The sequence below is a fragment of the Pseudomonas sp. Z1-29 genome (genome assembly GCF_051131995.1).
Taxonomy (GTDB): Bacteria; Pseudomonadota; Gammaproteobacteria; order Pseudomonadales; family Pseudomonadaceae; genus Aquipseudomonas.
This window is the reverse complement of the sequence record NZ_CP071645.1, coordinates 3,463,707-3,486,136: the sequence shown is the minus strand read 5'-3', so window position 1 is coordinate 3,486,136 and position 22,430 is coordinate 3,463,707. Positions and strand designations below refer to the sequence as shown.

At 61.6% G+C, this 22,430-nt stretch carries 13 protein-coding genes; 7 read left to right on the top strand and 6 right to left on the bottom strand.

Features of this window, described 5'->3' with window-relative positions; all coding sequences use genetic code 11:
* Positions 1 to 184: 184 nt before the first annotated feature.
* Positions 185 to 1,390, bottom strand: a complete 1,206-nt coding sequence (locus J3P84_RS15615; RefSeq protein ID WP_434624195.1) for a citrate synthase — start codon at positions 1,388 to 1,390, stop codon at positions 185 to 187.
* 257 nt (positions 1,391 to 1,647) lie between these two features.
* On the opposite strand from J3P84_RS15615, the gene J3P84_RS15610 reads away from it, so the two are divergent.
* The 6 genes from J3P84_RS15610 to treS all read left to right on the top strand — a co-directional run bounded on the left by J3P84_RS15610 (position 1,648) and on the right by treS (position 11,274).
* Positions 1,648 to 2,937, top strand: coding sequence for a CitMHS family transporter (locus J3P84_RS15610; protein ID WP_434624193.1), 1,290 nt, complete (start codon positions 1,648 to 1,650; stop codon positions 2,935 to 2,937).
* An 84-nt stretch (positions 2,938 to 3,021) separates the two neighbouring features.
* Positions 3,022 to 4,419, top strand: coding sequence for an OprD family outer membrane porin (locus J3P84_RS15605; RefSeq protein ID WP_434624191.1), 1,398 nt, complete (start codon positions 3,022 to 3,024; stop codon positions 4,417 to 4,419).
* A 30-nt stretch (positions 4,420 to 4,449) separates the two neighbouring features.
* Positions 4,450 to 5,478, top strand: coding sequence for a phosphoglycerate dehydrogenase (locus tag J3P84_RS15600; RefSeq protein WP_434624189.1), 1,029 nt, complete (start codon positions 4,450 to 4,452; stop codon positions 5,476 to 5,478).
* Positions 5,475 to 6,440, top strand: a complete 966-nt coding sequence (locus tag J3P84_RS15595; RefSeq protein WP_434624187.1) for an alpha/beta hydrolase — start codon at positions 5,475 to 5,477, stop codon at positions 6,438 to 6,440. Before J3P84_RS15600 ends, J3P84_RS15595 begins: the two co-directional genes overlap by 4 nt.
* Positions 6,437 to 7,699, top strand: coding sequence for an alpha/beta fold hydrolase (locus tag J3P84_RS15590; protein ID WP_434624185.1), 1,263 nt, complete (start codon positions 6,437 to 6,439; stop codon positions 7,697 to 7,699). Before J3P84_RS15595 ends, J3P84_RS15590 begins: the two co-directional genes overlap by 4 nt.
* Positions 7,700 to 9,207: 1,508 nt before the next feature.
* Complete coding sequence (gene treS / locus J3P84_RS15585) at positions 9,208 to 11,274, top strand: maltose alpha-D-glucosyltransferase (protein WP_434624183.1); 2,067 nt, start codon at positions 9,208 to 9,210, stop codon at positions 11,272 to 11,274.
* A gap of 15 nt (positions 11,275 to 11,289) precedes the next feature.
* Here the strand turns inward: treS and J3P84_RS15580 are convergent, their stop codons facing one another.
* The 4 genes from J3P84_RS15580 to J3P84_RS15565 form a co-directional block, all read right to left on the bottom strand.
* Positions 11,290 to 11,820: a cupin gene (locus J3P84_RS15580; protein WP_434624181.1), complete on the bottom strand. Its 531-nt coding sequence runs from the start codon at positions 11,818 to 11,820 to the stop codon at positions 11,290 to 11,292.
* A 188-nt stretch (positions 11,821 to 12,008) separates the two neighbouring features.
* Positions 12,009 to 12,743, bottom strand: a complete 735-nt coding sequence (locus J3P84_RS15575) for a substrate-binding periplasmic protein (protein ID WP_434624179.1) — start codon at positions 12,741 to 12,743, stop codon at positions 12,009 to 12,011.
* A gap of 24 nt (positions 12,744 to 12,767) precedes the next feature.
* Positions 12,768 to 14,111, bottom strand: coding sequence for a GGDEF domain-containing protein (locus tag J3P84_RS15570; protein ID WP_434631348.1), 1,344 nt, complete (start codon positions 14,109 to 14,111; stop codon positions 12,768 to 12,770).
* 1 nt (position 14,112) lies between these two features.
* Positions 14,113 to 14,883 carry a substrate-binding periplasmic protein gene (locus J3P84_RS15565; protein ID WP_434624177.1) on the bottom strand — a complete coding sequence of 257 codons (771 nt, stop codon included), beginning with the start codon at positions 14,881 to 14,883 and terminating at the stop codon, positions 14,113 to 14,115.
* 232 nt (positions 14,884 to 15,115) lie between these two features.
* Here J3P84_RS15565 and J3P84_RS15560 point away from each other — a divergent pair, with 232 nt between their 5' ends.
* The gene (locus J3P84_RS15560) at positions 15,116 to 16,852 is read left to right on the top strand and encodes an OPT family oligopeptide transporter (RefSeq protein ID WP_434624175.1); all 1,737 of its coding nucleotides are present in this window, start codon (positions 15,116 to 15,118) and stop codon (positions 16,850 to 16,852) included.
* Positions 16,853 to 17,552: 700 nt separating this feature from the next.
* Here the strand turns inward: J3P84_RS15560 and J3P84_RS15555 are convergent.
* On the bottom strand, positions 17,553 to 22,316 hold the full coding sequence (locus J3P84_RS15555; protein WP_434624172.1) for an RHS repeat-associated core domain-containing protein: 4,764 nt from the start codon (positions 22,314 to 22,316) through the stop codon (positions 17,553 to 17,555).
* Positions 22,317 to 22,430 lie beyond the last annotated feature (114 nt).

Below are 22,430 nucleotides of genomic sequence, written 5' to 3'. Positions count from 1 at the left end.
CAGTCCATCCAACATCCCCATCGCCTGAAACGCCGCCATCGCGAGCAAGCTCGCTACCACACAGGTCATGTGTCGTGCATGGATGTTCTGGATGGCGCAGATCTAAGGTGGGAGCGAGCTTGCTCGCGAAGAGGCCTCACAGGCAGGGAATATCTTTCGTCCGCAGGCGCGCCCGGAGCGGACTTCAACGGCGCCCAATGTCGGTCGCCGTTGGCAACGTCCCGGTATAACGAGCGCGAGGCCGGCCCTCGTGGTGCTGGTTGTATTGCTCGCTGGCATGGGCTATCCAGCCGATCGAGCGACCGACGCCGGCCAATGAAATTTCCTGTCCGCGCAGTCCCATTTTTCTGCCGATGAAACTCACCAGGAGAATGAATTCAGGCGGGTATGCAACGAGTTCCGAGGCCACCGAAAAGGCTTTCTGCAACCTGATGAATTCACTGTCGCCATCAAATACTGCAGTCAACGCGGCCATGAGGTTGCTGGCTCGCGGGTCGTTGATCGAATGCACATTGGGGCCGAACCCGACGATGTGTCCGTCCTGGCTGTAGCGCTGCAGGATCGGTCGAGTAGGGTCCGCGGCCGTACAGATTTCCTCGATCATCCGGCTGGCGGCTTCATTTCGTCCGTAGGCGATCTTGTGGCCTCGCGCGGCGGCGAGCGCTGCAATGACCGCGTAATAGGGCGTAGCGCCGGTGGTGGCGGCGACGCGGACACTGTGGGTGGTGTGGTCCAGCTCATGATCGATGCTGAGAATCAGCAGGCGCCGGATCAGATCGGCATGTGCTGGCGGGGCGCCGCAGGCCTGGGTGATGAACTCATGCAAGGGCTGGTTGCTCGGTTCGGTCGCCCCCACGACCAACGCGGCAAACCAGCGCACGACATCGGCGCCGGTGCGGGCGTAACTGTCAGGGGAAAGGTCGAAGGCCTTGGGATTTTCGCGCTGCACCAGAGGAAACAGCGCGATGGCTTTTTCCTGGGCGGACGTGTGTTCATAGATCTTCAACAGCCTGGCAGCGTCCTTCGGTGTCCGAGGCAGCGATGTGCCGAACGCCGAAGGCACCTGCCAGATCAACTCGGCGACTTCTTCGACGGTTGAACGATCAGCCAGCTCGACGACATTGTGGCCGCGATAAAACAGGCCATCGTCCGTTATCAGCGTAATCGCGCTGTCCGCCGGCGTCGTACGCTTGGCAACGGGCTTGTCTTGCGCCGGTACTTTCACCAGTCGTTGAATGTCCTCTGCCCAGTAGCGCCGCTTGGGCGAGCCGGCAATCTTGATGGAGCGGATGTTTTTACGGCTGACATAGGCGTACAGCGTCGGCAGGCTGACCCGGAGTATGGCTGCCGCCTCTTCTGCCGAGAGGTAAAGGCCTTCTTGTTCTGGCATGACGGGTCCAACCGGATTGATCGAGAGGTATACATGTTTATTGGATTTACCGTCCTGTAGTCAATGTGTATCGGCGCCGGGTTTCAACTTGGTTTTTTCTACCCAGGCTGTCTCTGACGAGCCTTATTCAGCAGGGATGTTGACGGAAAAAATCAAGATTTACAGCGTTTCGCCCCCTATGTAGATTTCGGCTGCGCAAGAGTTGTTCACATTGATTTTCGAAGATCGATAACAATAAAAACGAAAAGGTGAAACGCATGGCTTGGTTAGGTTTCGCAATGGTCGTCACGTTTATGGCATTGATCATAAGCAAGCGACTTTCCGCTGTGACGGCACTCATTCTTGTCCCGGTCGCGTTTGGCCTGGCCAGTGGAGCAGGACCGGAACTGGGCGCGATGGTGATGAGCGGCGTCAAGCAAGTAGCGCCCACCGCGCTGATGTTGATGTTTGCAATCCTCTATTTCGCAATCATGTTTGACGCGGGGCTCTTTGAACCCGCTGTACGAAAGATTCTGCGTTACGTGGGCAACGATCCTCTGCGCGTGGTGCTGGGCACTGCGCTGCTGGCCACGGTCATTTCTTTCGATGGTGATGGCGCAACGACGGTCTTGATTGTAACCACTGCGTTCCTGCCGCTTTACCTTCGCCTCGGCATGAACCCGCTGATTCTGGCGCTGATGCTGTTGTTGACCAATACCGTGGTCAATCTGATTCCCTGGGGAGGGCCGGTGGCCCGCGCCGCCAGTGCGCTTCACCTGGATGTGGCCGAGTTGTTCCTGGGGTTGGTGCCGGCCGTGTTCGCGGGCCTTGCCTATGCATTTGTCGTGGCGTTCTGGATCGGTCGCAGAGAGCGCCGCCGCTTGGGCTGGACGCCCGCTGCCAAGGACGCCGCTCCGGAAGATGTCGTCTTGCCGACCACGCATTCCGAGACGCATCGGCCGAAGCTTTTCTGGGTCAATCTCGCGCTCACCGCTGGGCTCATGTATGCGATGGCGACAGGGCTGGCGCCTTTGCCGATGTTGATGATGGTGGGGCTTTCCCTGGCGCTGCTGATCAACTATCCACGGCTGGCGGAACAGAAGGCCAGAGTCGCGGCGCACTCTGAAAGTGTCCTGATGGTCATCGCCCTGATATTTGCATCAGGTGCGTTTACCGGGATCTTGTCAGGTACCGGCATGGTTGATGGGATGTCCGAAAAGATTGTGCAATTGATTCCCGACGACCACGGCCAATATTTCAGCATCATTACCGCGCTCGTCGCCTTGCCACTCAACTTCCTGTTGTCCAATGACGCGTTTTTCTTTGGCATCTTGCCGGTACTGGGCGCGGCGGGCGTCGAATACGGTATTGACCCGATGCACATAGCGCGGGCCTCGGTGCTGGGCCAACCGGTTCACGCATTAAGCCCTTTGGTGGCGGCGGTTTATCTGATCAGCGGAATCATCAAGCGTGACATGGGCGACATGCAACGTTATTGCCTGCTCTGGGCGATCGGCAGCAGCCTTGTCTTGATTGTAACCGCGGTCGTTACCCGGGCGATTATCTGATTCATTAACGCGTAGCGCCGAAGTTTGAAGGACGCCGAGTTGCGTCTGCTCACGTCAAAATAAAAATAATAGATGAGGTGGTCGATGAAATCGATTAACGCCGTCGCTATGACGTTGCTGTCGACAATGTTTATGGCTGAAGTGGCTCTTTCAGCAACAATCAGTTATCCGGACCGGTTCCAGCATGAAGGAAAGTTGAATGCTTATCTGCGCTCGGTTTATATCAATACTCGAATATCCAACGATTTGATCGAAGACCGTTTTGGCGGTTTTCCGGACGGCAACAAACTGGGCGGTACCGGAATCGGCGCAATTCTGGATTACAACTCAAGTTATTGGGCCGGCGTCGTAGGGTTTGACGCCTCGCTGTATGGCGTGGCAATGATCGATTCCAAAGATAACGGCCGGGACTTGTTCGATGACAGCGATGGCACCAATGGCGGTTTCGCAAAAGTCGGGCAGAGTTATTTCAAATTGCGTTATGAGGGGAATGGCTGGAACGTCGACTCCCAGATAGGGCGGGGCCGGTTCGATGCGGGAACGCTGGTCACGCTCGACACGCGGATTGTACCTGGGTCCTACCAGGGAGGTCGGGCTCATCTGAATTTCACCGAGATGGGCATTGGTCCGCTTCCCGGCACGCTGGGGTTCGAAACGGCCTATATCAACCGTACGTCGCCTCGGGACAGAGAAGAGTTCGAGCATTTGTTGAGTCAGTCGGGCGAGGAAATAAAAGACCTGTACACCTACGGCGTCAAATACGACCTGAAGGCCATCGAACTTGGCTACGACCATGGCGTATCGCGGGACTTCAATGAAAACACTCGATACGGACTCACGTTGAAAGCGCCTCTCGGCGATAAAGCCGGGATCGTACTGGACACTCAATATTATGAGTTCGAAAAGGCCGGACGTATCTGGGAGCGTGATTGGCAGGCCGGCCAGGCCGCTTATGACGATGATGCGAGCTGGTTGAATATCAACGTTGGTTTGTTGCTCGACAAACTTCGCCTGGGTGTTTCGTTTTCCGAGACCAAAGCCGAGTTGAGCAATGGGCAACTCGGTTATGCCTACTTTGATCATGCGGACAATGTCGACGGCAGGATGGATGCCTGGACACGCTCCGGCAACGACTTCAATAACGATGGCGAGCGAACCTGGCAAATCGGCGCCGAATATGACTTGAGCGGACATTCTTTATTGGGGGCTTCGCTGGACGGTTTCAAAGTCATGACTATTTATAAGCAAGGTCAGTTTGACGCCACCGATCCATTCAGCGGCCGACGCACCGATGTGACCGAGCGACAGAATGAATACCGTCTCTATTATCGCTTCGATGAAAAGGAATACGCCGGGCTCTCAGTCGGCTTGATTTATATCGATTACCGGATTGACCAGGACTTTGTCGCATTGATATCCGCACAACCCGACAACGTGGTCAGCGGCTCGGAGGCCAGGGTGTATCTGGATTACGCATTTTGAACGCTGGACGTTTCTATCAAGAGGTCCGTGATGTTTGAACATCGCCATAAAATAGTGGTTACACAGCGGTTTTTCGACGCCATGGCCAGCGACTTTCTACACAGCCATGGTTGTGAGGTGGTTGTCGCAGAGCTGGCTCCCGGCCAAGCCGATGGTGACCTGAGTGAACGGCAGCTGATCGACCTGCTGGCAGACGCCGACGGTTGGATCGTCGGGCACGCGAATGTCACGTCCAGCCTGCTGGGTGCACTGCCGCGCCTGCAAGTCATCGCCCGTCGCGGCGTCGGTTATGAGCGGGTCGATACGGCAGCGGTGGCAGCGGCAGGGAAGGTGGCGACCATTGCTACTGGCGGCAACGATGCCAGCGTCGCCGACCACGCCGTTGCGCTGATGCTCGCCGTTTGCCGTCAACTCAAGCGCTGCCAAATGGGCTTGTCGGCCAATGACTGGTCGATCCCCCTGGGCGGTGATCTGTACCGCAAGACGGTTGGCATCGTCGGATTGGGCCGGATTGGCCGGGGCGTCCTGCAGCGCTTGTCCGGGTTTGAAGTCAGGCCGCTGATCTATACGCCTCATCCAGGCGGCGCCGAGGCCGACGGTGATTTTGTTGACCTGGATACGCTGCTCAGGCAAAGCGACTTCATTACCCTTCACGCGCCGCTCAATCCGCAGACCCAGGGGCTGATCGATGAGCGCGCGCTTAACCTGATGAAGCGTTCCGCGGTGCTTATCAACACCGCGCGGGGCGGGTTGGTGCGCGACGCCGATCTGCTGCGGGCCCTGCGCGAAAAGCGAATCGCAGGGGCAGGGCTCGACGTCTTTGAAAGCGAGTCGGACCCCTCGCTCTTGCCGGTGACCGAACAACTGATTCAGCTACCGAACGTGATCGTAACGCCCCATGTCGGCGCGTCCACGGTGGAGGGGCTCAATCGCACCAATCTGATCGCCGCCCAATGCGCGGTGGCCGTCCTGGAAGGACGCAGCCCGCCCAGCCATTGCGTCATCGCGGACGGACGTCGAACTGTCAGCTGCGAGAGCCGCGTGGATAACCGGCCATGAGTCGCGAGGAAAATCCGGCGGTGCATCCCGACCTGGCGGCCGTGGTCGGCGCGCTCCGGGAGCAGGGATTGCTGCCCGTCGTTCATGGGGACGTGCACAGCGTCCGGGCGCATCTGGAACGGATCAATGCCTGGGCGGCGCAACGCAGCGTGCCGCTGTCCTACGAGCGCACCCTGGGCTTTGCCGTTGATGGGCGAACGGTGCCCTGCAAACTCTATTGGCCGGAGGGCGATGAGACGCCTTGCTTGATGTTCTACTGCCATGGCGGCGGATTCCGCCACGGTTCGCTCGCCGGCTGGGACGCACCTTTGCGCCAGTTGGTGCGCGACAGTGGCCTGGCGGTGCTCTCCATCGACTATGCGCTGGCGCCGGAACATCGCTTTCCGGTGGCGTTCAACGAGGTGGTGGCGATCGTCAGCCGGGTCATCAAGCTCGGCGCTATCACCGACTGCCCGGTACGCGGCTATGCCCTGGGCGGCGATTCGGCAGGCGCCAATCTCGCCTTGGGCGTCGCCATTGCGCTACGCGACGCGGGAATCGATGCGTTGCGGCAGTTATTGCTGTTCTACGGCAGCTATTCGCGGGACCTGACCTCCGATTCCTGGCAGCGACTGGGCGGCTACGGCGGCCAGAATCTGTCGGTCGAGACCATGGGCGCTTACTGGGCCAGTTACCTGGCCAATGACGAGGATGACTGGCGGGTGCAGCCGATCATTGCCGATTTGGCGGGCCTGCCGCCGGTGCGATTGGTGGTCGGTGAACTGGATCCGCTGGTGGACGAAAACCGCGAGCTGGCGAGTCGATTGCAAAGCTCGGGCGTGGCAACACATCTGCAAGTACTCGCGAACATGCCTCACGGGTTCATTCGCTTCAATGAGGTGGCTCCTGTCGCACGCAACGTCATCGCTGCGCAGGGCAACGCCTTGCGCAAGGCATTTTCCGGTCGGGGAAACTTTCCATGAGTATTCGCCAAGCCTTCAGAGGAATTTGCGTGGGGGCGGTCATCGTCGTGGCAGCCAACGCGATGGCGGCCGGCACGCTTCCCGTCGGTCCCGCTGCCGGAGACATGCAGCTGTCGCCGTTTTATCGCTGGCCGGACGCGATGCCTGCGCAGCCTGGCGTGCTGCTGCGCAGCGAGGCCATGGCGGTTCAGGCTCAACTGCCTGCCGCCGCGCGGGCCTTGCGTCTGCTCTACAGCTCCATCGATCAGCGCTGGCGGTCCGGCCTCGTTCCGGTCAGCGGGGCGTTATATCTGCCGGCAGGAAATCCTCCGGCCGGAGGCTGGCCGCTGCTGGCCTGGGCTCACGGCACGCTGGGCATCGCCGATGCCTGTGCGCCTTCCTGGGCGGGATTGCGTGAGCGTGACGCGGCGTATATCAATCGCTGGCTCGCGCGGGGCTTTGCGGTTGTTGCCAGCGATTATCAAGGCTTGGGAGGGCCAGGACCTCATCCCTATACGTTCTGGCAGGCCGAGGGACGCTCGGTCCTGGACTCGATTCGCGCTGCCCAAGCCTTCAAGCCAGGCCTGATCGCCAATCGCGTGGTCCTGGCCGGACAATCCCAGGGCGGTGGGGCGGCACTGGGCGCGGCGATCCTTGCTGGCACCTATGCACCGGAACTGCCCATTCTGGGCGCGGTGCTCACGGCACCGAACAGCACATTTCCCGAAGGCCCCATCAAGCTGCCGCCGCGCCAGTCCAATACGGTGTTCCTGGCAATGGCGTCAGGCGCGTTGCGTGAGGACGGGCCACCGATCGAAGGCATCCTGACGGGCAAGGGGCTCGAACTGTTGAGCGTCGCCCGGCAAGGCTGTACCGGTGATATTGGGCAAAAGTCCAAGGCGTTGCAGATTGGTTCGTTTGCCGAGCTGTTCACGATTACCCCAGAGGCGTTGAACGCTGCGCGCATTCCAACGACCGATATGCCCCAGGCGTCGATAGCCTTCCCGTTGTTCATTGCCACGGGCCAGGCGGACCATACCATTACGCCAGAGCGGCAATACGCGGTCGCGGCGGCGTTGTGTGCCGCTGGCAATCCGGTGACGTGGCGGACGTATGAAGGCCTGGGGCATGACGGGGTGTTGCATGGTTCGCTGGACGACGTGTTCGCCTTTGTCGAGGCTTGGTTCGATGGACAGGAGCATGGTTCCAATTGCTCCATCCTGAAGAACCCCGGTGCGCCAGGCGAAAGAGACGTGGCAGCACCGTTCAACGACGACTGAGTCTGTTTCATGCCACCTCAACCCCCTGTGGGAGCGAGCCTGCTCGCGAAGGCGGTAACGCAGGCTGTGGAACACGAACCGCCATGCCAGAGCAAGCTCCCTCGCCACGGGATTTTGAGGCGTCTGGGCTGGCGCCTTCGCGAGCGGGCTCGCTCCCACAGGGGTGGATCAGTCCGATTTGCGGCGGGACATCGGCCTGAACACGAGCCGCCATGCCAGAGCAGGTCCCCCGTGGCGAGGGAGCTTGCTCCCGCTGGCCTGCGCAGCGGGCCCCGGCAGTCTTTCAGGCAGACCGCATCTACCGGTTTTGCGACTGCTGCGCAGCCGAGCGGGAGCAAGCTCCCTCGCCACGAGTTTTGAGGCGTCTGGGCTGACGCCTTCGCGAGCAGGCTCGCTCCCACAGGGGTGGATCAGTCCGATTTGCGGCGGGACATCGGCCTGAACACGAACCCCCATGCCAGAGCAGGTCCCCGTGGCGAGGGAGCTTGCTCCCGCTGGCCTGCGCAGCGGGCCCCGGCAGTCTTTCAGGCAGACCGCATCTACCGGTTTTGCGACTGCTGCGCAGCCGAGCGGGAGCAAGCTCCCTCGCCACGAGTTTTGAGGCGTCTGGGCTGGCGCGTTCGCGAGCGGGCTCGCTCCCACAGGGTGATCAGTCCGATTTGCGGCGGGACATCGGCCTGAACACGAGCCGCCATGCCAGAGCAGGCCCCCCGTGGCGAGGGAGCTTGCTCCCGCTGGCCTGCGAAGCGGGCCCCGGCAGTCTTTCAGGCAGACCGCATCCACCGGTTTTGCGACTGCTGCGCAGCCGAGCGGGAGCAAGCTCCCTCGCCACGGGATTTTGAGGCGTCTGGGCTGGCGCGTTCGCGAGCAGGCTCGCTCCCACAGGGGTGGATCAGTCCGATTTGCGGCGGGACATCGGCCTGAACGCGGACCACCATGCCAGAGCAGGTCCCCGTGGCGAGGGAGCTTGCTCCCGCTGGCCTGCGCAGCGGGCCCCGGCAGTCTTTCAGACAGACCGCATCCACCGGTTTTGCGACTGCTGCGCAGCCGAGCGGGAGCAAGCTCCCTCGCCACGGGATTTTGAGGCGTCTGGGCTGGCGCCTTCGCGAGCGGGCTCGCTCCCACAGGGGTGGATCAGTCCGATTTGCGGCGGGACATCGGCCTGAACACGAGCCGCCATGTCAGAGCAGGTACCCCGTGGCGAGGGAGCTTGCTCCCGCTGGCCTGCGAAGCGGGCCCCGGCAGTCTTTCAGGCAGACCGCATCTACCGGTTTTGCGACTGCTGCGCAGCCGAGCGGGAGCAAGCTCCCTCGCCACGAGTTTTGAGGCGTCTGGGCTGACGCCATCGCGAGCAAGCTCGCTCCCACCTTGGTTCGGGTTCACCCATCGAATACCCACCGCTTCGCGCCTCAATGCAACGAATACCGGGACAGAGCCTCATATGACTAATGAGCGGCGCCGCCGATGTCGGCAGCCGGTCCGGTTTTTTCTTCACGACAGGGATTTTTATGACGATGGCTGAGAAAAATCATGTCGACTGGCTGGTCGAACAATCGATGCTCCACGCGGCGCGGCAGCGGGCCAAGCTCTATTCGGGGCAAGGACGCTTGTGGCAGCAGCCCTATGCGCACACCCGGCCCCGTGATGCTTCAGCGCTTTCCTCAGTGTGGTTTACCGCATACCCAGCCTCCATCGTCACCCGGGAAAATGGCACGGTGCTCGAGGCATTGGGCGACGAAACCTTGTGGCACGCCTTGTCGAAAATCGGCATCCAGGGCATCCACAACGGTCCGCTGAAAAGATCCGGCGGCCTGCGCGGCACTGACTACACGCCAACCATCGATGGCAATTTCGACCGCATCAGCTTCGACATCGACCCTGAGCTGGGCTCCGACGCTCAACTCCAGGCCCTGACCCGCATGGCCGCTGCGCACAACGCGGTGGTCATCGACGACGTCATCCCGTCCCACACCGGCAAGGGCGCCGATTTTCGTCTGGCGGAGATGGCTTACGAAGACTATCCGGGGCTCTACCACATGGTGGAAATCCGCGAGGAAGACTGGCCGCTGCTGCCCGAGGTCGGGGAGGGTCGTGATGCCCAGAACCTCACCGCCCAACAGGTGGATGCCCTGCGTGACAAGCACTACATCGTCGGTCAGTTGCAGCGAGTGATTTTCTTCGAGCCTGGCGTCAAGGAAACCGACTGGAGCGCGACGCCGATCATCCTGGGCGTCGACGGCAAGCCACGGCGTTGGGTTTACCTGCACTATTTCAAGGAAGGGCAGCCGTCGCTGAACTGGCTGGACCCGACCTTTGCCGCGCAGCAGATGATCATTGGCGATGCGCTGCACGCCATCGATGTCATGGGGGCGAAAATCCTCCGGCTGGACGCCAACGGATTCCTCGGCGTGGAGCGCAAGCTCGATGGCACCGCCTGGTCCGAAAGCCATCCGCTGTCGATCACCGGCAACCAGTTGCTCGGCGGGGCGATTCGCAAGGCCGGCGGTTTCAGCTTCCAGGAATTGAACCTGACCCTCGACGACATTGCCGCCATGTCCCACGGCGGGGCGGACCTGTCTTACGACTTCATCACCCGACCGGCCTACCAGCACGCCCTGCTGATGGGCGACACCGAATTCCTGCGCTTGATGCTGCGCCAGATGCACAGCTTCGGCATCGACCCGGGCTCGCTGATCCACGCCTTGCAGAATCACGATGAACTGACCCTGGAGCTGGTGCATTTCTGGACGCTGCATGCCCACGACACCTACCTGTATCAAGGTCAGACGTTTCCCGGCAGCATCCTGCGCGAGCACATCCGCGAGCAGATGTACGAACGCCTGTCCGGCGAGCACGCGCCTTACAACCTGAAATTCGTCACCAACGGCGTGTCTTGCACCACGGCGAGCATCATCACCGCCGCCCTGGGCATTCGCGACCTCGACGCGATCACAGCGGCCGATATCCAGCAGATTCGCCAGGTGCATCTGCTGCTGGTGATGTTCAACGCCATGCAACCGGGCGTGTTCGCCTTGTCTGGCTGGGATCTGGTGGGGGCCTTGCCGTTGCCGGCGGAACAGGTCGAGCACCTGATGCGCGACGGCGACACGCGCTGGATTCATCGCGGTGCCTACGACCTGGTCGACCTCAACCCGGAAGCGCCGCTGTCAGCCGGGCAGATGCCACGTCCAAAGACCTTGTACGGCAGCCTGCCGAGCCAGTTGAAGGATCCGGATTCGTTCGCCTCGCAATTGCGCAGGATCCTGGCCGCGCGCCGCGCCTACGACATCGCGGCGAGCCGCCAGATCCTCATCCCGGACGTCGAGCATCCGGGGCTGCTGATCATGGTTCACGAACTGCCAGCCGGCAAAGGCACGCAGATCACCGCGCTGAACTTCGGTTCGACGCCGATCACCGAAACCCTGCACCTGCCAGGTATCGCACCGGGGCCGGTGGTGGACATCATCAATGAGCGGGTCGAAGGGGATCTCACGCCCGAGGGTGAGTTCACCATTACTCTGGATGCGTTCGAGGGGTTGGCGCTGCGGGTGGTGAGCAGTTCGCCGATGATCTAGCCGGGCCCGGCAGGCTCAACGGGGCTTGGTCCAATATCGGCCGACGGCCCCCGGTGATCCCTGCACGGGGTCCCGATCAGGAAACGGTAGCGCGTCGATGTTTGCCAGTTGCGCCGCGCTCGGCGCTTCCCGGCAGATGTCGGCCTGCTGGCCCGGTGGATACGCTCCGACGACCAGGAAATCTTCGCTGGAACCCAGGTTGCAATGCCCGGTGCCAGCAGGCAGCAGCAACACGTCGCCTGCCTGGACGCCGATCACTTGGCCATCGGGGCCACCAAGCATCAAGCGCGCCTGACCGCTGGCGACGCCCAGGACTTCGTGGCCCTCCGTGTGGTAATGGTGGAAATCGTAGATCCCGTAGCGCCATTGCGGCGGCCAGCCGTTGCTGCGAAACATCTCTTCCAGCTGGGCGGCCAGGTCACCTGCCTGGGCAGTCATCGCGTCACGGTAGATGATCACCGGCAGGCGCGGGTGGTTGGGTACCCAATCGTTGCGTTCCAGCATCAGGGTCTGAATGGACTCCGATGCCGAGTTCAGTGTGCTCATCGATACATCTCCATCGCTGTAGCCGAACCCAGGAATGTGGGAGCGAGCCTGCTCGCGAATCGGTGTGACAGACGACACTGATGTCGAATGTGCCGCCGTCTTCGCGAGCAGGCTCGCTCCCACAGAATCTAATGGGCTAGACGATGTTTGCGATGCGAGAGTTCAACGTCGCTGACCGGTGCCGCTCGTCAACGCTTCTCCTTCATGATCCGCTCGACTTCGCCCGATGCCTTGAGCGCTTCAAACGCGCGCTGGGCACGGGCGACCGTTTCGTCCGGTGTGCTCAGGCTGAAAGCCAGGTAGACCCGGTGGGGCTGCTCGTCTAGGGCATAGACTTCCTCCAGCTGATTGAAATCCATCTGGGCATCCTGGCTCATCAGGCGTGCCGTGTTCTCCGGCATCGGCACCAGTTGGACCTGACGGTTCAACAGTTTCTGAAAGTTGTCGTGGTTGTTCGCCGACACGACCAGACGACTGAAGCCACGTTCTTGCAGATAGATCTGCTTGGCGTCATTGCGTATCACGCCGATGCTGTACTGCTTGGCCTCTTCAAGGTTGCGGACAGTGATGGGGTCGGCGTCGCGCAGCTTGTAGAGCCGGCTGGTGGAACGATGGATTTCACCGACCCACTTGAACAGCTGTTCCCGGGCCGGGGTGCGATCGAGTGGGAAAATCAGCACGTTGGGCTCGCGCAAGGCCATCTCATAAGCCCGCGCCCAGGGATACAGCGCCATGCGGAAATCGCTGAGGTTGGCCTGTTGCAGCGTGTCGGACGCAATATGGATACCGGGGCCGACGAGTTTGTCATCGCGCAGATACGCGTAAAGCGAGTCCTCGGTCACGACCTCGATCGTTTCGGCCTGGCTTGTGAGGCTGATCAAGGCCAGGAGTACGCAGGAGCAGAGCAGCAGAGAGTGGCGCATACAGACCTCGACGTTGACGGATCTTCAGAGGGAGACGCGGTTGCGTCCCTGGTGCTTGGCCCGGTACAGCGCCTGGTCGGCGCGCTGCATCAGTGGATCGAAATGATCCATGGTCTCGGGGTCCAGCTCGGCGACGCCGATGCTCAGGGTGACGAAGGGCGAGACCGATGAGCCGCTGTGGGGCAGCTTGCGTTCGGCCAGGGCGGCGCGCAGCCTCTCGGCTGCCTCGCAGGCCTGCTGCGCGTCGATGTTGGGCAGCACGACGACGAACTCTTCGCCACCCACCCGTGCGGTCAGCTCGCCGGAGCGCCCGAACACGTCACGCAGGGTTTCGGCTATCTGTTGCAGGCACAGGTCGCCGTTCATGTGGCCGTAGGTGTCGTTGTAGATCTTGAAAAAATCCACGTCGCACATGAGCACCGCCAGCGGCGTCCTGTGACGCATGGCGCGGCGGAATTCGACTTCCTTCAGTTCGTCGAAGTGGCGACGGTTGGCCAGGCCGGTCAAGGCGTCGTGGCGGGACAACGCTTCGAGGGCCTGGTTGGCGGCCTTGAGTTCCGCCGTGCGCGCCTCGACCAGTTCGACCAGTTGATCGCGGCTGGCGGCGATCGCCAGTTCGTCCGAACGCTGGCGTTCCAGGTGCGCGTGGAGATTGTCCTGCAGTTCGTTGACCTGGGTTTCGAGCAGGCTCAGTTCGTCCTGGCGGTTGACCGAGCGCTGCAATTTGAGGTGACGCTTGAGAGTTTGCGGAGCGAGCTCACCCAAATGCCGGGCGATATGCACCACATGGATGGTCACCAGACGGTTGAACATGGTCATGACCAGCCCGGCCAGGAGCATCGATTGGATGATTTGCGTGATGACGATGGTGCGTGCTTCGCCCCACAGGCGCTCCCAGAGCAGTTGGTTATCGCCCTCGATGATCAGCTCGCCGACTTTTTCATGGGCGCCGAGATAGGGTTGCGCGATGAGCTGGCGCTGCAACACCGGTGCCGAGCCGGCGTTACCGCTGGTGTAGCGGTTGAGTTCGATGATTTCCGGTGAGCGGCCGGGCCGCAGGACATTCAGGACCACGCGTCCGACCGGCGCGGCACTGGCGACACTGTTGAGCTGCTTGTCCAGGGACTCGCGATCCATTTCCCAGATGGCGTGGGCCAGGGTGTCCTGGAACACCTGGTCAATCAGCCCCAGCTCGGAATTCATCTCCGCCAGGTTGCTTTCCCAGGCCAGCCAGGTGCGCCATGTCACCATCGCCACGGTGAAAATCAGACAGAACAGCAGCGTCGCGAGCACCAGTCGACGCCCCAGGGAGCTGAGGGCCTTGGCCTGTGGTCGTTGAAAGGGCGCCGGGGCGAAGTTGCCGTCCATCTCATAACCACTTGCGCGCGATGGCATCGTAGACGCCGTTGCGACGAATGGCCTCCAGGCCGGCGCGGAATTTCTCGACGGTTTGCGCCGGCGTGTTGCGGCTGAATGCCATGTTCAAGCCGTCGGCGCTGCTCAGTTCGGGCAGCGGCAATGACCGGATGAGGACTTTTTCCGGGTCTTCGCCATTCTGCCGAGTCAGGTACAGCGCGTTGAGTTCGTTGGAAATCCACAACTCCACATGGTCGACCTTGAGCTTGCGGTAGTTGTGTTCGTATCGGGTGCTCGATTGCAGATCCTCGCCGATGCGGAACCCCTTCGAGACCAGGTATTGCTCGCCGACGTCCTGATTGACGGTCGCGATCTGGTGCCCATGGGCATCGGCCAGGGAGCTGAGCTTCACTGGCCGCTCAGCCAGGGAGTAGATGTACCACTGGGTCGGGGCGATGGCGCCGATCCACTGGAAAAGCGCTTCGCGTGCGGGCGTGCGGACGATCGAATAGATCAGGACGTTGCTTTCGTTGAGCGCCAACTCGTACGCGCGGGCCCAGGGCATGGGCTGGATCGACGCCTGGACGCCGATCTCCTTGAGCACGGCCTCGACGACCTCGGTGCTCATGCCGGTCACGCGTCCGTCCTGCGTCATGTTGTAGGGCGGCAACTCCTCCGTGACGATGCGCAGCGGCGGCTCAGCCGCGATGGCCAACGCCGACCCACCTGCAAGCAGGAGCATCAGGACGCCAAACATCAGTAAGCGGTTAAGCTGCAAAGCCATTGATCATCACCCTATGCGACCAGCAGAGCCTGACGAGGCCGGAGGGCCGCCGTCACACAGGTTATCGGCCAGGCGGGGGGCTGCTTGAGGAGAGCGTTCGATTGTCGGGGCTGACGGCTCTATCCCGTGGTCGCCAGAACCATCGTCGGTGAACCTTGCGTCGATACGGCACTCACTTGTCAGGTAGTTGCCTCGGCTGAGCCGACTGTTTTTTTGCCGATAAGGAATTCGCATGGACCAGATTTCGAGCCCGCATGTCCTCCCCGTCGAACGCGAATTCAGCCCGCGCGCGGTCATCACGGGGATCGTGCTTGGCATCCTCCTGACGCCCTCCAATGTCTATGCCGGATTAAAAATTGGCTGGTCGTTCAACATGTCGATCATTGCCTTGCTGGTCGGCTACGGCATCTGGCAGGGCCTGGCCAAACGCTCGGCTGCGGCGCTGCCGTGGACGTTGCACGAAAGCAACATCAACCAGACCGTCGCGTCGGCAGCGGCGTCGATCATCTCTGGCGGGCTGGTCGCGCCCATTCCGGCGTACACCTTGCTGACCGGCCAGCAACTGGACCCGGTGCCGATGGTTGCCTGGGTGTTTTCAGTGAGCTTCCTGGGCATCTGGATTGCCTGGTACCTGCGGCCGTCATTGCTCAATGACAAGGCGCTGAGGTTTCCCGAAGGCATGGCGACCCTGGAAACCCTCCTGCACATCTACAACCATGGCCAGGAAGCCGCGACGCGGCTCAAGGTGCTGCTCGGCGCGGCGCTGCTGTCCGGGCTCGCCAAGTGGGTGGATACGTTTTGGTGGACCATCGCGCGTTGGTCGCCGAACGCCCAGTTGGAGCGCCTGACCTTTACCGCAGACCCTTCGCTGTTGCTGGTGGGGTTCGGCGGCATCATCGGCATCCGCGTCGGCTTGACCCTGCTGCTCGGCGCGCTGCTGGCGTGGGGCGGGTTGGCGCCGTGGCTGCTGGAAAATGGCCTGGTGCAGTTACCGCCCGGCAGCAGTGGACCGCAATTTGCGGTGCTGGTGGAGTGGCTGCTGTGGCCGGGGGTGAGCCTGATGGTCTGCTCGACGCTGGCTTCCCTGGCGATTCGCCTGTGGGCCTTGCACGGTTCCACCAAGGCCAGCGGCGCGGCGACCTGGGTGGTTCCCAAGGCCGGCCCCGCCCTCGGTTTCCTGTTGGCGATCTTTCTGGTGGTAAGCCTGCAAGCGCTGTTGTTCGGCATCAATCCGTGGATGGCGCTGCTGACCATCCCCTTGGCCATTTGCCTGGCGGCGGTGGCGGCCCGTGTGGTTGGCGCCACGGGTATTCCGCCTATCGGTGCCATCGGGCAACTGTCCCAGTTGAGTTTCGGCATCGTCGCCCCGGGCCAGGTGCCGATCAATCTGATGAGTGCCAATACCGCCGGCGGTTCGGCCGGGCAATGCACAGACTTGATGAACGATTTCAAGGTGGGCCGAGCGATCGGCGCCACGCCGCGCAAACAACTGCAGGCGCAGACCCTGGGAATCTTCATTGGCAGCATCGTCGGCGTGCTGGCCTATCTGGCGCTGATCCCGGACCCCCAGACCATGCTCCTCACCGAAGAGTGGCCGGCCCCGGCGGTCGCCACCTGGAAAGCCGTGGCACAGACCCTCACCCATGGCCTGGACTCACTGTCAACCAGCATCCGCTGGGCGATTTTCATCGGCGCCATCGCCGGCTTGCTGCTGGGCATCCTCGACAGCCTGCTGCCGGCCCATCGGGCCCGCTACCTGCCAAGCACGGCGGCCTTGGGCCTGGCTTTTGTCCTGCCGGCCTCGGTATCGCTGATGATGGCCCTCGGCGCCGTACTCACCTGGCTGGTGAGCTGCCGCTGGCCAAGCCTCACGGAACGGTTCGCTATTACGGCGGCGGCGGGGTTGATTGCGGGGGAGAGCATTACCGGGGTAGGGGCGTCGTTGTGGGAGATGGTTGGGAATATGTGAGTAGGGGCATGAAAGTTTGATCTATGAGTGTGCAACTTACATGTGCCTGTAACCCCCCGTGGCGAGGGAGCTTGCTCCCGCTGGGCTGCGTAGCAGCCCCCTCTCAAAGCACTTCGGTGTGTCTGGCTGATCTCATAGCTGTTTTGGGGCCGCTTCGCGACCCAGCGGGAGCAAGCTCCCTCGCCACGGAGAGCGAATCTGTCGATGGAGTGGCCAGTTAATAAAACCTGTAGTGTGGTAAGGAACTCTCTCGGAAATATAAGCGACTATATATAATCCCAAGTAGATTGGTCCTCGGTTTCTGCTTTTTTTAGATCGTCTGCCCATAATGTAGTCGCCAATCTATATATATCTTCAAAAAAAGCCCTGGGATTATCCATGGTGTCCCATCCGCAGGGGAGTGATGAGCATTCCTGGCAGTCATGTTCTAGTAAAGCCTGAAAATCATAACTACCGTCGTGCAATGCTTCCTCTAAGCTTTTGTACAGTGCAAACTTTTGTCTGTGCGTTATTTTCCAGCGCTTAGATAGCGAATAGTTTAGGATGAGGATCTCTCGATCCGTTGGGTTGTTAGGGTCAAATTTTGCCAGTTCTTCCCCTAGTGTCTCCTCGCGATCGTAGATGTCAAAACATCCCAAAAAATACGCGGGCGTGGGTAGATATGGTTGGCCAGTGCTAGGGTCGATCACTTTGTTTTATCCTATTTAATTGGGTAGAGTGTAAATGGAACTTCGGTGTCTCGATCAAACTTCATTTCTATTCGATTCATTGTTACCAGTTTCGGGTCGCTTGGATTTTTAGGGTTTGGGATGTAGCCCTCTCCCGCACCTGGAAATTCTGATCGTATATACTTGCTTCCGCTTTTATCTATTAATAATTTGTGGTCGTTATTTTTCTTTGCAATTAATACCTCGTAGGCTTTTAGCTGAAGTTCCCAGCTGTAAAATCTCGAACTAGGATTGCCCTTCTTATGCCATGGGGTCTTGCCAGTTAACGGGTCTGTACCATCTATTGCGCGCCGTTTCCACACTTGATCTGAAACCGCAGGGCTATGTTTACTAACCATATGCATGCCTTGTTCACGGTCTAAACGTCTCACTTCTTTTTCAGCCAACTCTTCGGTGGTCGGCTTGGGCAGCGCCGGCTCACCCTCATCCACTCCAACCTTAGCCGCCGGATCCTGCTCCCCAACCGCCGGCTTCTTACATCCGTCCCCCGGGCAATCTTCCAACCCCAACGGATCCACGCACCCCGTCGGGTTCAGGGTGTACCGGTACCCATTGAGCCCACCCGCCAGCTTGCTCGGATCCGCCGTCAGGTACCGCCCCGTATCCGGATTGTAGTAGCGATGCCGGTTGTAGTGCAGGCCGCTTTCCAGGTCGTGGTATTGGCCTTGGAAACGCAGCGGTTGGGTCAGTTGTTTGCCGGCGCCGTGGGCCAGCTTGGTGAGTTTGCCGTAGCCGGTGTAGCGCGCCGCCCAGACGATTTCGCCCTGGTGGCTGGTCAGCTCCTGCGGTGTGCCGAGGTGGTCGTTGTGGTAGTAGAACGGCGTGGCGTTGTTTGGGCCTTGGCCTTTGAGCAGGGCGAGGGGGCGGAAGGTGCCGGGCTCGTAGACGTAGCTTTGGTAATGATGGTCGCTGCTTTCGGCGATGAGCTGGTCGCCTTGCCAGATGAATTCGGTGGTCTGGCCGTCCACGGTCTTTTCGATGCGTCGGCCGAAGGCGTCGTAGCGGTAGGACGTTTCGTTACCGTCCGGGGTGGTGAGGCCGATAAGGCGGTGCTGGCTGTCGTAGCGGTATTCGGTGACCAGGCACTGGGCTTTGCCGCGGCGCTCGCGGACCAGGTTGCCGTAGGCGTCGTAGTCGTAGTGGCGGTCGCCGTCCATCAGCAGGCGGTTGCCCTTGAGGGTGGTCGGGCCGGGGCGGTCGTGCAGCAGCAGGTTGCCGGCCGGGTCGTGGGAAAAGTGCTCGGGGGGCTGGCTGTGTGCGTAGTCGATGCGCAGCAGGCGATCTTGCGGGTCGTAGTGGTAGGCGCGTCGGTTTCGGGTGTCGGACAGCGTGGCGAGGTTGCCGTTGGCGCTGTAGGAATAGTCGCGCCAGAACAGTTGCTTCTGCTGGGTCTGCCACACGGTCTGGGCCTTGAGGCGGCCCTGTTCGTCGTAGCTGTAGTCGCTGAGTAGCAGGCCTTGCTGGCGCTGCCGTTCGCGGGTGCCGGTGAAGCGGTGTTCGGTCAGGCACTCGCCGTTGAGGTCGATGGCCAGCAGCGCGCCGCCATAGAGGTGGCGGTAATTGAGGGTGCTGCGGTCGGGCAGGCGGCAGTAGGTCAGCCGGCCGGCCTCGTCGTAGCGATAGTGCAGGGTGGCCCAGCCCTGGTGTTCGGCGACGAGGCGGTCCTGGTTGTCGTATTCGTAGGCCAGCGGCCAGTGGCCGTCGTCGACGCTGACCAGCCGGCCGAGGGCGTCGTAGCGGTACTCGACCGGTTTGCCGTCGGGCAAGGTCTTGCGCAACAGGCGGCCAGCGCTGTCGCGCTGATAAGCGGTGAGCCGCTGGCTGCCATCGGCACCGAACTCGGTCTTTTCCAGCAGGTGGCCGTTGAGGTCGTAGGCGTAGCCGGTGCGCTGGCCGTCGAAGCCGGTTTCCTGTCGGATCAATCCGTTGGGCGTGTAGGCCAACTGATATTTTTCGCCGGCCTCGTTCTCGATTTCGGTGAGCAGCAGCCGCGCCGAGTCGTAGCGATACTTCAGTTCGCTGCCATCGGGATTGAGCCGCCGGCTGATCAGGTGCAGATCGTCGGCGTATTCGTAGCGGGTGATGCGCCCCAGTTCGTCGCGTTCGGCGGTGACCTTGCCGTAGGCGTTGTAGCTCCAGGCGCGGGTGGCGCCGGTGGGCAGGGTGGTTTCCAGCAAGCGGCCGACGGCATCCCACTGGTAGTGGGTAATCGCGCCATGTTCGTCCTTGCGGGTCAGCAGCCGCCCCAACGTGTCGTAGGAAAAACTCCGCTGGCTGTCGTCGGGCAGGGTTTCTTCAGTCAGCTGGCCTTGGCTATTGCGGACAAAATGATGGGTGCCGCCGTCCGGGTAGCGTATCGAGAGCAGTTGCCCCTGGGCGTCATAGGCGTATCGGGTGCTGTGACGATCCGGGTCGATGGCCTCGACCACATCGCCCTGGGCATTACGCCGGTAGGTCCACACGGCTTTGCCGCGCTGTCGGGCGTGCAGGAAACCGTTGCGGTATTCGTAGGACGTCGGCTCGCCTTCAGGCGGAATCAGCGCCACCAGCCGTCCGGCTTCGTCGTAGCGGTATTCGGTGACCGCGCCCAGCGGATCCTGCTCGGCGGTCAGCCGACCCTGCTCGTCATAAGCCTTGAGCTGTTCGCCGCCAACGGGATCGACCTGGCGCACCAGCCGCGCCCGGTCGTCGTGGACGTACACTTCCTGGCTGCCATCCTGATGCCGGACCGTGACGCTGCCGTCTTCGCCCCAGGCGTAGTAGCGGCTGTCTATCTGCGCGAACGACGCCCAGTGCCGCACACAGCGCGCCGCCGGGCCGAGGCCTTGCCATTCCCAGTAGAAACTTGCGCCGCCGGCCAGTTGCCGCTGGAGGATGACGTGCTGGTCGTCGTAGTCGTAGCGCTCGCTTTCGCCAGCGGCATTGGTCGCCTCTACCAGTCGGAAACGGCCGTCGTAGCGGTAGGTCACCAGCGTCTGTTCGGTGCGCCAGGCTTCGTCCGGATGCTGTTTCGGGTCAAAGCTCTGATAGTCGATGGCGACCAGGTGGCGATGCTCGTAGCGCAACCGCAGCCCGCGCCGGGCGCCGTTGTCCAGGCGGCTGATGTCGCCGTAGATGTTGCGCTGGACGGTCAGGCGGTTGTCGTACCGATCGCTCAGCGCCGTCAGATGACCGTCGCGAAAGTGCAGGAAAGGGGCGTCTTCGCCGGGCTGGGCGATGATCAGTTCGTCCGGCTCGCAGCTCAGGTAGATCGCCGCGCGGGCCAGGCTGTTGTGGATCGCCGGGCGTTGCAGGTTGGGGCGAGGGAAGGTGGTGCGGCGGTTTTCCTGATCAATCCAGGTCACCTGTTCGCCCTCGATCACCAGGCGATGGGCCAGGCCATGGCTCCAGCCACGGCCGAGGCCGACGTCCAGCTCGGCGGCGCTGGTGCGATAGAGACGGGTGAAGACGAAGGGCAAGCGCCCGTCGAGGGTGCCGTCCTCCAGGGTCAGCAGTTCCTCGCCAGTGACCATCGACACCGGGCAGCCGTCGGTGCGGGTCTGGGCGGCGCTGTCGGCGGGGTCGCCGTTGGGGTTTTTCGATGGGGTCGGGGCGTCGTCGTGGGCTTCGTCTTTTTTCAGCGTGGTGTTGCGCTGCGCGTCCCAGCGCAATTGCATCCGGCCTTTTTTCACGCCAGCGGCGATGCCTCGCGCCGCCACGGTTTTGTAACGGTCCACGTAGGCCATGAACCCGTTCACCACCGCGAAGATCGCCCGGATGAAACGCGTCATCGCGTCCAGTAGCCGGGCGCTGTGCCGGACCAGGCGCATCGACAGGTAGGCAATCCCGGCGCCCGCCCCGGCGAAGGTCAATACCACGCCGATCAGCAGGTCGATCACCAGCTGCACGACTACCATGGACAACGCTTCGGCCGTGCCGCCGGCCACTTCGCTGGGCGGCAGCATGTCCAGCCAGAGACTCGCGGTGCGCACCAGCAGGCACAGCGCCGCTTCGTCGCTGGCGAGCAACTGCAGCTTGGCCATGATCTGCGGGGACGACTCGGCAAGTTCGATCAGGCCCGCCGCACCGCTGCCCAATTGATCGCCAAACCGGCTCGGGTCCTTGAGGATGTCCGAGAGCAAGCTGATGCTGTCCCACACACCTTCGATGGCCGCCCAACCGCCGGCGAGCAGGCCGTTGCCCACCGCGGCCGTCGACGTCGCCGACGATTGCTGCGCCCATTGCGGCTTGAAGCCCTGCCATTCGCTACGCAGCCAGTCCGTCAGATCAGCAGTCAGGCCGTTGTAGGAAGAAAACAGGTCCTCGATCTGCCTGGGGGTGACTTCGCTTTGAACGTGAACCCGGTAGTAGCGACCCGCTTCGCCTTTGAAGGTCCCGACACCCTGGGCATTCAGCTGGACGGGGGTGACCTCGCCGCTGTCCACCGACACTACATCCACCACGATGTCGCCCAGCGGAATGTCGTACACCGATTCGAGCTTGCTCTCGATCGTCAGGACCCCACCCTTGGGGCACCGGGCCACGGTCGAGTGGAAATCACTGTCGCGGCTGCTGACCGTCGTGGCGCTGCCACCAAAAAGAAGCACCCGTTCCATGCCCATCAGCGACGGCAAGTCGGCCGTCTGGCTGGCCCGGTCCGCCGCACGGGCGTACCAGCGGTCGAGTTGTTCGCGGTAGAGGGAAAGGCTGTCTTTGAAGCTGTCGAGTTCCGCCTCGATGCGGCGCACCTGATCCATCAGGAAGCGGTCTGATCAGCGGCCAGCAGGAAAAATCGGTCGAACATGGGCAGGCGTCTCGCGAAAAATCGGGGTGCGCGAGACTTTGCCGAGGAAGGCTAGGGAAATAAGTCA

What these genes read in the sequence shown, in the direction of transcription:
- J3P84_RS15560 (WP_434624175.1), top strand. Translation starts at nt 15,116, where the DNA reads ATGGACCAGATTTCGAGCCCGCATGTCCTCCCCGTCGAACGCGAATTC.
- J3P84_RS15615 (WP_434624195.1), bottom strand. Translation starts at nt 1,390, where the DNA reads ATGCCAGAACAAGAAGGCCTTTACCTCTCGGCAGAAGAGGCGGCAGCC.
- J3P84_RS15590 (WP_434624185.1), top strand. Translation starts at nt 6,437, where the DNA reads ATGAGTATTCGCCAAGCCTTCAGAGGAATTTGCGTGGGGGCGGTCATC.
- J3P84_RS15570 (WP_434631348.1), bottom strand. Translation starts at nt 14,111, where the DNA reads ATGGACGGCAACTTCGCCCCGGCGCCCTTTCAACGACCACAGGCCAAG.
- J3P84_RS15595 (WP_434624187.1), top strand. Translation starts at nt 5,475, where the DNA reads ATGAGTCGCGAGGAAAATCCGGCGGTGCATCCCGACCTGGCGGCCGTG.
- treS (WP_434624183.1), top strand. Translation starts at nt 9,208, where the DNA reads ATGACGATGGCTGAGAAAAATCATGTCGACTGGCTGGTCGAACAATCG.
- J3P84_RS15565 (WP_434624177.1), bottom strand. Translation starts at nt 14,883, where the DNA reads ATGGCTTTGCAGCTTAACCGCTTACTGATGTTTGGCGTCCTGATGCTC.
- J3P84_RS15575 (WP_434624179.1), bottom strand. Translation starts at nt 12,743, where the DNA reads ATGCGCCACTCTCTGCTGCTCTGCTCCTGCGTACTCCTGGCCTTGATC.
- J3P84_RS15580 (WP_434624181.1), bottom strand. Translation starts at nt 11,820, where the DNA reads ATGAGCACACTGAACTCGGCATCGGAGTCCATTCAGACCCTGATGCTG.
- J3P84_RS15605 (WP_434624191.1), top strand. Translation starts at nt 3,022, where the DNA reads ATGAAATCGATTAACGCCGTCGCTATGACGTTGCTGTCGACAATGTTT.
- J3P84_RS15600 (WP_434624189.1), top strand. Translation starts at nt 4,450, where the DNA reads ATGTTTGAACATCGCCATAAAATAGTGGTTACACAGCGGTTTTTCGAC.
- J3P84_RS15555 (WP_434624172.1), bottom strand. Translation starts at nt 22,316, where the DNA reads ATGGATCAGGTGCGCCGCATCGAGGCGGAACTCGACAGCTTCAAAGAC.
- J3P84_RS15610 (WP_434624193.1), top strand. Translation starts at nt 1,648, where the DNA reads ATGGCTTGGTTAGGTTTCGCAATGGTCGTCACGTTTATGGCATTGATC.